Genomic DNA, 11,722 nt, shown 5'->3' on the forward strand with positions numbered 1-11,722 from the left:
CGTGTATCGCACCAGTCACCCATCAGGATCAAGGCTCTGGACTGACTGCATCCGGCCCCTGGCTACTTGTAGCCCCAGAAAACCCTCTGTTCTTCCGTCTGTCCAAGTGATGCAGCTTTTGCTGCGACAAAATTATGCTTTTAAGCCAACCCCTTAATGGCCCAGATTGACTTATGACTTGGTTGACACTCTGAATATTGAACGCCCTCACTTTGCCGACTAAGTTAAGTTAGTTGTTTGCTCTTGCGATTTTCTTTTGGTTTCGTTTGGTTTGTGGATTAGGCTATAATACTGCCCATATAGACTTTTATATTTAATCAATAGTCCAATCCTCCTTAATGAATTTGCATGCTCTTGAGATATATCATTTTTTTCAGTGATCTTTCTATATATGAGTTTTATGGTTTCGTTTGTAGAAATTATATCGAATTTTCTTGGTGTTGTTGCGCTAAAACCCATCCCTCGTAATTTTAAGACTCCACACAAGGAAGACCAATTGTCAAAATAGCTATTTTTTCCATCTATAATCAGATATAGAATTTTGGGGTCAGATAAAAATAAATAGCATCGTAAGTACAGCCACCGACCAACGAGAACGGAAATGCGCCGGTTATTGGTTTACAAGCAATAAAGATAGCGCAGTTGGCGTGCGCGCGGTTTTGGTTATGCTATTGTCAGCGAGAGGCTAATGGATGACCCAAGATTCACGGCCTCTTGTCTCGGAAAAAGAGGAGGTTAAATGCCTAAGGCGAGAGTTGCGTGCCCTTGGCAGCGTTTAGAAGTGCATCCCAGTCATCCGGTGGATTGCCTGTTTTTAGCATCTTTACGAATACTTTGTAAGCATCCGTCTTACTGTCGTAGGGTCGTTTGCTGTTATCATCATTGACCCAGGCATAAACAATAACTTTCGATTCAAGATGGTATCGAAAGAATAACCGATACTGTTGAAAAAACTTGGCACGGAACCAGTGTTTGTTGTGGTGACCTAATGTGGTTCCCTGGCGATAGTCTGGCAATGTTGGATCTTGTGGAATAATCTCAAAAGCCAGCTTATAGATTGCCGCTAACCGCTTCGCGTCGTTTTTCTTAGTGTACCCCTGTGGATCTTTTGCTTTTAATGCCCCAACTTTGTCTTTCAACCTTTGGAACTGCTGCGCAAAAAGGGGGTGGGTAAATAGCGTCCAACCATTGACCACTATCGGAACAATGTCTGGCAAAGTTATTCATCCTCATCAGACAATGCTGCATCCAAATCCACTTCTACACCAGCAACCAGCGATGCCACGCCCTGACGCAGACTCGCAGATAATGGTTGTAACTTTTCAGGGTGCTTTTGCATATCAACAGCCAAAAAGGATAGAAACTGATCCAGCACAGGATCGGTTTCCGCCGTTTCAGCTCGTTTCATCAACACACTGCCATCGGATTGGATGATGTATTTAATCTTGTCTTTCTTATTCAGATGCAGTGCCTGACGCACAGGGCTTGGTACTGTTGTCTGGAAACGATCTGTCAATGTGGATTCTGCTTCCAAAGCCATTTGTGCAAACACGATAATCTCCGCAGGTTCAAGCTGGCTACTAGCTGTGAGTTTAGCCGCAAAGTAGAGGTAATGCAAATGCATTACCTCTTGGCGGGTTGTTCAAATAGCCGCTGTAATTTTGGGGGCAGATGAAAATAAATAGCTTTGTAACCACCGGGGTTAGCCTCCGGGCCAGATCCCGAAGGTTCGTTTCACTGGAAAAGATGTTGAAATAGTCAATTATGAGGATTATCACTAATGAGTATGCACAATCCGGCTTATCCGTAATCAGGGAGGGAATTTCGACATGCCCCTTTTTTGCTAGGTTAAAAACTCAATGGCTTTATCACAAAAATTAGCAAGGGTTTGATAGCGGCCTTGCGCCACAATTAATCGAACAATGTTCACATCGATATTAAGATAATCATGCACCAGCCCATTACGCATACCAATAATTTGGCGCCACTCTGCCAGTTCGTCAGCGGTAATCATGCCGTGTTGGTGTAGCCTTGAAAAGGTTTGATAGGCATCTACACTAGTATGCTGCTGGTGTTTTTTCAAACAATGCTTGGCGAGGCCGATGCTTAATTCTGTAAGGAGTTGTAATAGGCGTTCAATGGCTAAATAATCGCGCCTGCGCAGTTCGCCTTTTGCTAAATCTGCACGTAGCTCATCAAGTTGCTGGCAATAGTCTAGTTTGTGTTTTGCCGCTTCAGCTAAGTAGAGTTGCAAGCCTGCATCATGATTTTTCATTGTTTTGCTTCTCGTTGTTGGTACTCAAATAGACTGTTTATGCGGGTAATTTCCTGCCAGGCACGTGCGCTGCCATCACTATAGAGTAGCTGGCCAGTATCAATAATTTGATAGGCCAGATAGATGGGCGCTTGGTTGATATCTACTATTGAGAACATTGTTTCAGGAAGACCTAATTCTGCTGCCCAATCAAGTGCTAAACATTGTGGACGTGTGTAACGGGCGAGAGGATCTAGTTTGAAGTTATTAAAAGCAATCGCTAAATCATAATCACTGTCTGGCCGTTCGCGTCCTAGTGCTCTGGATCCATACAGCCATATTGCCCCGATATCAGCATTTTTCGCTGCTAGCTTTTTAAGCTGGTGTAATCTTGGGTCCGTGTTAATCATGAAAAGGCGTTTGTAGGTCTGAATGTGTTTATCCTATCAGAAAAGCTAGGATTGGACGATAGAGCACATAAAAGGGGGGGAATAGTGTTGTTTAAAAACCGTCAATTAGTAAATCCAGACCGGCTTTGATCTGAGCCCGTTAATGCTGTAGTGATAAAGATGTGGCTTTTAATCGTTTGACTGAAACCGAGGCTATATCTAATCAATCGACAAAGCCGATCGGGTTGGAGATTCGTTTTGTTTCGCTAAATTAACCGCTGCACCATCTCAGCGATTGCCAGGTTGCAAATCTGCCTAAGCATTCTTAACTCACCGGCTGTGCCGTTATGTGATGGCAGGCTTTGGGAATCAAGGGGTCAGAGTTGTTGATGCTCGCAATGAATCAAGGGGTCAGAGTTGTTGATGCTCGCAATCAAGAAAATTAGCCCAGATCAATCATACAACGGTTTCTGCCGGCTGCTTTGGCGGCATACAGCTGGCGGTCTGCCAGGGTAAGTACATCGTCAATACCCAGATTGGACTGCATGGCGGCACCACCGATACTGATGGTGACTTGGATAGCATGCTCCTGGACATCGGTGGTGGTGCTTTGCACCGCTGTTCGTAACCGCTCTGCCAGTGGCTGGGCCTCTGATGCTGTGGTTTTAGGGCAAATCAGTAAAAACTCCTCGCCGCCCCAGCGGCCTAATACATCGTTAGGGCGGATGCGTTGGCGCAGGCACTGACTAACGGCAGCCAGAACCTGGTCTCCTGCCAAATGGCCATAGGTGTCGTTCACGGCTTTAAAGTGATCAATATCCAGCAACAGCACAACAAAAGGCTCTGCATTGCGTTGATAGCTTTGGAACGCGCGCTCAAGCACCTGATCAAGCATTTTACGGTTGTACAGGCCTGTCAGGGTATCCGTTACCGATAGCTTTTCCAGCTGTTGATTGGAGTGTTCCAGATCGGCCATCAAGGTTTTGGACAACTGAGTATGAAACTTCAACAGCTCACTGGTGGTAAGGCTTAACTCGTCTTTAGGATCGACCGGTGTCGGCGATACAGAAAAGCGGCAACAGCTGTTATCTTCCGACAAAAAAAGAATCGACATGGCGTGGCTGAGTAAGCAGTTTTGGCCTTGTTGGTTTTGCCCGATTTCGCCAAATCCAAAGCAGCCGACCGTTGGCACCATTTGACGGATTGGAGCCAGCTCATCCTGGATGCTGTCTTTTAGCAATTCCAGCCGTCCACCGCAGGAAAAGATAAAGGCACAACCCGCTGGCAGGCAAGGGTAGTCTTCAAGATAGTGGTTATCCAACAGGCTGTCCATATTGGCAAAGGCTATCCAAACCTGGGCCCCTTCCGGTATCTGCCGATTGAACAGACAGCTGCCATCTTCGAAGGATTGCAGCAGCAATGCTGTTTTTTGATGATGTTTGCCGTAATACATTAACGGGAAGACAGAGGCGATTCCGATCAGCTGTTTTTTAGACAGGTCACCAAAATAGCGCTGATACACCTGATGAATACGCATGCCATCGATGCTATCCACCCGATAACCGGAAGCCTTGGTTACCCGCATCGCTTTGCCAATTGGAAACCAGTTTTGCTTGATCACCGACTGAGCTTGCAACTGGTCACCATGCAGCAGAGTCAATAAATAACCATCGTTGGAATGGTGCGTGCCATTGAACACACTGGACAACTTGTCTGGCCCTTGTGGCGATGCAACGGTGCCGGCTACCACGGTATCAGGGCTTAGCTGGTATAGCGCATCAAGAACGCGACTGTGGCTGTCTTGCCAATCGGCAGAGTGCAATAACACGGCTTTGGTATTGGCTTGCAGCGCATTCAGTAGCTGTTGTTTGATCGCCTGATCAGTCGCATCCTGTTCAATAAAGCATTGCGATGCATGGCTGCTTGGCATACGGGTGATGTTCATCGTCAATCCTTGACGAGTCACCTGGCTCTGATACAAAGAGCCATAGCTGGTGATGCCGGCAACAATGGCATCTGGAAATCGTTGCTGCAATAGCTGTTGCAAGGGCTCAATCCAATGGTCCAGGGGGTCACACAAATACAGCTGCACTAAAGTAGCAGCAGGAAGGATAGAAATGTTGCCCCAATCAGCCTGGCAAAGCGCTTCTGGTGTTGGAAAATGGTAACTTGTTGTCTGCATGAGCACTCAGGTTTTATCATCGCTCAATCGAAGGGCTGGTAGCTATGCTAAGTGTAGCGGTTATTGGTTTGTTTTGCTGCATCTTTGTTGGATCGTTCAGGAATTTTGGAGGCAGATAAAAATAAATAGCTTCGTAAGCACAACTACCTGTTGATGTTCACTGGGCAATACAGACGGGGGAGCCCACTCAAGTCCCCGAAGGTTATTTAAAAACCATCAATTAGTAAATCCAGACCGGCTTTGAGCTGAGCCCGGTAATGCTGTAGCGATAAAGATATGGCTGTTAATCGTTTGACTGAAACCGAGGTTATATCTAATCAATCGACAAAGCCGAGCGGGTTGGAGATTCGTTTTGTTTCGTTAAATTAACCGCTGCACCCTCTCAGCGATTGCCAGGTTGCACCGCCAACCACACTAACCCCAGCCGGCTTTTGCGCAGCCATGCCAGTATGCCCAAGCCGACTAACCACAATACATGCATACTGCCTCCTTTTGATGTCAGCTGCTCTTCGCTCTCACACCATTGCGCCGTCACCTGTAAATCGCCAGCTGGCATGGTCGCAGGTAATGACGGGTTCCAACCTTTAAACCTATACCCCTGTCTTACCGGTACCGGTGCTACTATCGGATTGCCAAAGTTCACCCACAGCGGCGCTAATTCCTGACCTCCGGCCGTATTAAAGCGAATTTGATACGCATTCACCTGCCACTGCGCCGTGTACGTTGCATTGTTAGACGGGATCGTCTCTGGTAATGCCGGGCTCCAGCCTATAAAAGTATGGCCTTCCCGAACGGGTGGAGCAATATTCAGCGCACTGCCAAATAACTGGGTTACCGGCGCCACAGCGCTGCCACCATTAGGATTAAAGGCTAAGGTATAGCGATTGCGTATCGCCAGCACCCCCGGGTCCCGGATAACACCATTCGCTATGGCATCATCATCGTTAGGGCCGCCATCTTCAATAATCAGGCGGATACAGCCATACCCTGCAACAAGCCCATCCTCCCACACATCTGACGATACTACCGGACATTGACCCAGCGCATCGCGGGCGGCAGATTGGAGCACATTATTCTCATCTTCCACAAAATCATGCCATTGCATTGTGGTAAACTTACGCCAAACAGCATCTTGGGGTATCGAAGTACCCACCGGTAACGGGATCATCACCGGTACAGACTCGCCCGGCACTAAGAGACCAAGGATATCCAGGTTTACCTTGTAACCTACCTGCGTAAATCCTTCATCAGGAAGGGAGCCGTCGTTTAATGCCAGCCCAAACTGATCTGAACTCCAGGAGGTATTGCCAGAGAAAATACCCAGTGCCAAGGTATACAACAAGGGTACCTCGGCAAATAAGAGATCTTGGCCCTGACAATTCCCGACCCGGTTAGTCACCATTTCAACAATAGGACAGATTGGTAAGCGATTTCTAGAGTTTCGTAACGGATTTCGCTCCGCAGGAATACCGCTAATGGTAGCGCAACTGTCAAAGTTACAGCCATCAATCACCCGCAATGTCAGGGTATATTGGCCTGTTCGACGACCATCTGTCGCGGTAATCAGCACGCTGTAATCTCCTAACTGGACATTTTGAGGATCAAAGCTAGCTTGTGCTGCATCGACTTGCAGCGGTAAACCATTTGCTGACCAGCTAAAACTCACACCGACACCTGTTTGTTCTTCTGCTGATAACAGAACCATACCGTTGCGACGGTTAATCACTAACGTTGCTTCGTCCTGTTGCAATGCCGTTGCGAGTAAAGAAAGCGGGGCCGGCTCATCAACAACAACCAGACGATGATTTTCCGGAGTACCGGGGAGTGCATTGACAATACTGTCAGCCTCTAACCAGATCGTTGCATCCGAGGTCGCAGTTGCCGTGAGGTTTTGCTGCAGTCTATCCTCAAGCTGAATATTCACCACCTGACTATTCAAGGCCACATCATTTGCCACCAGCGTTGCAGAAACTGGGTAGAAAATGGCCTCATCACTTAACCAAACCGAGAGTTGTGTTGCCAACTCCGGCTCTGTTTGCTGCCGGCTTGAGGCAAATGCTAAATAAGGCAAAACATCAAAGCTGATTTCCACCACCTGGCCACTGGAATCATCCACAAATCGGAAGCTATAACGCCCGGTACGGCTTGCTGCAAAGCGGTAGCTGCCATCCTCAAGGTGGGTCAATGTCATGTTAATCTCGTCTTCCGTCATCGGCACCACGCGACCGGCGCGGGTTAAATCCGCTTCCAATAAGTGCTGCTCACCACTGCCACCTAATACCGTAAAGCGACGGATTTGGTTGATTGGCCCTGGCGCAGTACTGTCTGCCTCAACCTGGACCGGCGCATACACTGTGACGTCAATGCTGCAGCCGGCAACGATTGGCGCCGTAATAATTTCACCTGCATGATAGCTGGCACCACAGTCGCTGTTTACCACGACCACATCATCAGCATTGGTATGATTGAGCGCAAAGGTTGCATGACGGCCATAAAGCACCATCTGTCGATCCGGCGTGACTATGGCAGCACCACTAACGCTAACTGACACCTCGAAAGACAGCTCTTCATACAGTGCGCGAACATCCAGATCACTGGTGATACTACCCAAATCTTCACTCCAACCTATAAAGCGAAAGCCTTCACGCTCTGGTAACAGGGGTAATACCACGGCTTCACCATCAGGTATTTGCAGCACTTGCAGTAACGTTTCGTCCCAATCCAGGAAGCGCACTGTGAAGGTATTCAATTCCCAATGGGCGGTAAGGGTGGTATCGCTGGCTGGCATACTTTCTGGGAACGCAGGGTTCCAGCCAGCAAAGGTGTAACGTTCTCGTGTCGGGTTCGCTGGTGCTGTTAAGGTTGAGCCAAAATTGGCTGTGATCGTTGCCAGGGCTGAGCCACCATTGCTGTCAAAGGTGATCGTGTATTGGTTTAGCAGCCAACTGGCATATAAGATTGCTGAGGCATTCTCACTATAAATGGCACCTTCAGCAAATGCCGTCCCACTGCCGTCTGTAGCAGTATTCCAGCCATTAAAGGTATGGCCTGTTTTCGTCAATCCGCCGGTATTGCCAGACAAAATCAGCGGTGAATTAAAGTCTTTATTTTGAGCAACAGGTGGCGAGCCCGCAGTGGCACCATTACTTTCATAAGTGATGGAGTAACTAAAAGCTGCAATATCAACACTGGCGAAAAACGGCGAGAATAACTCGCCAGCATATAAAAAGTCACCGGCGACATATAGCCTGTTGTCACGAATTAGTAAGGAGTTAACATTCCCATTGACACCACTTCCTAAATGAAACCAGTTACTGCCGTTCCAACCAGCAATCCGGCTGGCACTAATGCTACCGGCTGACGCAAAAGCCCCGCCGGTAAATACAACCCCACCTTTAACAGCAATAGCACGCACAAAATTGCTCAGGCCATTATCAGCCTCGGAGCCGATACTTGACCAACTTCCCTCTGCCCATTTAGCAATCCGATTCGCGGTATTTCCCCCTGCAGTGGTAAAACTACCGCCTACAAATAATGCAGAATCACTCACAGTCAAGGTATTAACCACACCATTTAAACCACCACTCACATCAGACCAGGCTAAACCATTCCATTTAGCTAATCGATTAACCGGTGTGCCGCCCGCCATGGTGAAGCTGCCACCGGCATAAAGCCCGCTCTGCATCAAGGCCAGGGCTCTTACCTCGTTGTTAACGCCGCTACCCAGCGAAAACCAGCTACTGCCATCCCAGCGTGCAATTCTATTTACTACGATGCCGTCGGCCTGAGTGAAGGCGCCACCTACCAGCAACTCTGTATCTGATGCCACTATCGTGTTCACCACACCATTAACACCCAAACCAAGCCCCTGCCAGTTTGTGCCATCCCATCGGGCAATGTTATGCGCGGTCACTTCGCCTGCCATGCTAAAACTACCAGCTGCGTAAAGCATGCCATCTAGTATCGCTAGACTATTTATAACGCCATTTAAACCATCTGCCAGTGGAAACCAATGTTCACCATCCCACTTTGCTATTTTATTCGCGGCTATCCCGCCAATACGAGTAAAGTCACCGGCAACGTACATAGCCCCATCGGTTTGGGTAAAAGCGTTTATTACGCCATTCAGACCATCACCTGAGCCAAGCCAGTTACTTCCATCCCAAACTGCAAACTTTTCTACCGGCACCCCTCCGGCAGCACTAAAAACGCCTCCGACATAAAGTTTGCTATCTCCACGCCCTAACGCGTGAACGCTGCCATTTAAACCACCGCTCACTCCTGACCAGGCGGAACCATTCCATTTAGCTAACCGACCCACAGTCTGTCCGCCTGCTAAATTAAAAATACCGCCAACAACAAGCGCTTCTCCATCAAACAGCAAAACGTTTACTTGATTGCTAACCCCCGAACCCAATGCCTCCCAGGCTACTCCATCCCATTTAGCAACCCTGTTGGCCGCTACACCGGCTGCAGCGGTGAAGCTCCCGCCCACAAATAAAACACCATCCGCAGAGGCAAGCGATGTCACACTGCCATTAACGCCTGTAGCCAAACCGAACCAGTTGTTCCCATCCCATCTGGCAATACGATTAACGGTAATACCGCCAGCTGTGGTAAAGCTACCCCCCACATACAACTCGTCATTGTGTCTAACTAAGGCTCTGACATCACCATTGACCCCTGCGCCTAATGAAGACCAATTGGTTCCATCCCACCGAGCGATCCCGTTTGCAATAACAGCACCTGCCAGAGTAAAACTGCCAGCAACTAGCAGTGATCCATCGGCGTCAATGTCAAGTGCATACACCGTATCATTGACCCCATAGCTTATCTCCTGCCACTGTGAGCCATCCCACTTCGCTATATTTTGCGCAGCGATCCCGCCTGCATGATTAAAGCTGCCACCTATATAAATTTGGCTATCGTGGATTTTGATGCTATGGACAGTGCCCGCGACTCCGCTCTCTAAGGACCACCAGGCCTCACCATCCCACCTGGCAATTCCAGAAACTGACAAGGCACCTAAAACCGTAAAACTGCCCCCAATGTAAACATCACCATTATCAGCAATGGCAATAGCGTTAACCTCACCATTGATACTTGGTAACGTGTTCATAATCTGCCAGTCAGCATCGGAAATACTTGGCATTGCTTTAATGGGAAGGGAAAAAAAGCAAAAAAACATACAAATGATGTAAAACGTTTTAAACATATATTTCTTTGCTCTGCAGCCCTGGGCTGTTGATCTTTCGTGGTGAGTTTTTAGTCGGCATCATGCGCTGGTATAATTATTTTAGCCAAAAAACAACCACACAGCATTCCATCATGTCAAAAACAATAGTAACAGATGATTCCTGGTCGAAGCTAATCCAGTTGATGCTGAAACCGAGGCTGTATCTAATCAATCGACAAAGCCGATCGGGTTGGAGATTCGTTTTGTTTCGCTAAATTAACCGCTGCACCCTCTCAGCGATTGCCAGGCTGCAAATCTGCCTTAGCATTCTTAACTCACCTTCTGTGCCGTTATGTGATGGCAGGCTTTAGCGGCAGCCAGTTGATCCAAGCCCTGCGTTTTTCTGACCAATCTGGCCAATTGTCCCAGCTGTTTGTTGTTTTTCACTGCTGAGTGTTGGCCAGTTGCATGCTACTACGCTGTTAAACCAAGGGCGGTTGAAGCCTTGGTTGTTGATGATGGGGTCTGCGTGCACATCCACGCCCAATTCGCCGGCCAGGTAGCGTTGAATCAGTATTTTTACGTGGTTGTCTTCCAGTTGCTCGAAGGCGTCGCTGAGTTGTTGCTTGGTTTGCAAGTCAATAGCATGTCCTTGCAGTTGCAGATACCTTTGATGCAACCAGAGCAGCAAGGCTTGTTTGGCTTCGTTCGGAAAGTTGGTTGTGAGGGTAGAGGTTGGCGGATACAAGCGCTGGAAGTTCGTGACATCGTGTTGCAAAACAAAATAAAACAATAGGTTAATGCCGGCTGATATTTTTCCCGCCCGATGGTCCATGGCCTGATACTGTGCCAGTGCCGCGCGAAAATGTGGCTCGGCGGCGGCCAGGTTTCCTTCATGCAATGCCAGTAAACCCAGATTATTCTCTGTCATCGCGGCTATGTTCATTTGGCCAGATTGCAATGCCATTCGTCTGGCTTCTTCAAAGAGGGTTTTTGCGTGGTCGATGTCATTTAATTGTCTGGCTACCAAGGCCATGCTGTTGGTCAGTGTAAGGCGTTGACGCTCTGTCTTACTGTGTCGGTATGAGCAGCTAAGGCTGATCTGGGCATCATGCAGGTAATTGTTTCGCCGAAGCCAAATGCCCAGGGCACTGGTAATTGCGGTTAGTTCTTGCTGGAAGTCAGCATGCTGTTGATGTTCAAAGAGCGCATCGAGCACTTGCAACAATCTGTCCATATCATTGGTTGGTACGGCTGCACGCAGTAACAAAATATTGCGTTGAATGGCAAGATGAAGGGGGAGCTTGTCAGGTGCTGGCATGTTGTCCAGCAAACTTATGGTGCGCGCTGGTTGAACTGTTAGGTAAGCCTCGGCTTCATGCAAGGTTGCGGCTGCATTGCTTGCATAAACAAAAGGGCTGAATATAGCCACCAGTACAGCAATATGCAGGTAATAGCGAGACACTGAGACACCTATGAGGATAAGTGCATACTATAAACATAGGTGATCAGGCGGAGTTTTTCAAAACCATTATCTCCGATAAAGTGCACTGCCATAAGGTCTAAGCTAACCGTTTAGCTACAAGCTATCGCATCGGCCAGTTCAGTGGGGGTAGCAAAGACCACACAATTCCGCCCACCAGCCTTGGCCTGGTACAGTGCCTGATCGGCTTGTTGCAACAGTGTTTGCCAGTTGGGTGTATCAGGCTGCTGTACGGCGC

Annotated in this window: 7 protein-coding genes; all 7 read right to left on the reverse strand. The window is 48.2% G+C overall.

Annotated features, from left to right (window positions below; genetic code table 11):
* Window positions 1–743 precede the first annotated feature (743 nt).
* Window positions 744–1,217 carry a type II toxin-antitoxin system YhaV family toxin gene (locus tag QWF21_RS17720; protein ID WP_330089371.1) on the reverse strand — a complete coding sequence of 158 codons (474 nt, stop codon included), beginning with the start codon at window positions 1,215–1,217 and terminating at the stop codon, window positions 744–746.
* Window positions 1,218–1,219: 2 nt separating this feature from the next.
* On the reverse strand, window positions 1,220–1,552 hold the full coding sequence (locus tag QWF21_RS17725) for a type II toxin-antitoxin system PrlF family antitoxin (RefSeq protein WP_330089372.1): 333 nt from the start codon (window positions 1,550–1,552) through the stop codon (window positions 1,220–1,222).
* A gap of 291 nt (window positions 1,553–1,843) precedes the next feature.
* Window positions 1,844–2,275 (reverse strand): type VII toxin-antitoxin system HepT family RNase toxin, encoded by a 432-nt coding sequence (hepT, locus tag QWF21_RS17730; protein WP_330089373.1) that lies wholly within the window; start codon window positions 2,273–2,275, stop codon window positions 1,844–1,846.
* A complete protein-coding gene (mntA, locus tag QWF21_RS17735; protein ID WP_330089374.1) occupies window positions 2,272–2,664 on the reverse strand; it encodes a type VII toxin-antitoxin system MntA family adenylyltransferase antitoxin in 393 nt (130 codons plus the stop codon). Before mntA ends, hepT begins: the two co-directional genes overlap by 4 nt.
* Window positions 2,665–3,085: 421 nt before the next feature.
* Window positions 3,086–4,825, reverse strand: coding sequence for a sensor domain-containing diguanylate cyclase (locus QWF21_RS17740; RefSeq protein ID WP_330089375.1), 1,740 nt, complete (start codon window positions 4,823–4,825; stop codon window positions 3,086–3,088).
* Between the two features lie 382 nt (window positions 4,826–5,207).
* Window positions 5,208–9,944: an InlB B-repeat-containing protein gene (locus QWF21_RS17745; protein WP_330089376.1), complete on the reverse strand. Its 4,737-nt coding sequence runs from the start codon at window positions 9,942–9,944 to the stop codon at window positions 5,208–5,210.
* A 424-nt stretch (window positions 9,945–10,368) separates the two neighbouring features.
* The gene (locus QWF21_RS17750) at window positions 10,369–11,466 is read right to left on the reverse strand and encodes a tetratricopeptide repeat protein (RefSeq protein ID WP_330089377.1); all 1,098 of its coding nucleotides are present in this window, start codon (window positions 11,464–11,466) and stop codon (window positions 10,369–10,371) included.
* Between the last annotated feature and the right edge of the window lie 256 nt (window positions 11,467–11,722).

The organism is Alkalimonas mucilaginosa, assembly GCF_036327005.1.
Lineage (GTDB): Bacteria > Pseudomonadota > Gammaproteobacteria > Enterobacterales > Alteromonadaceae > Alkalimonas > Alkalimonas mucilaginosa.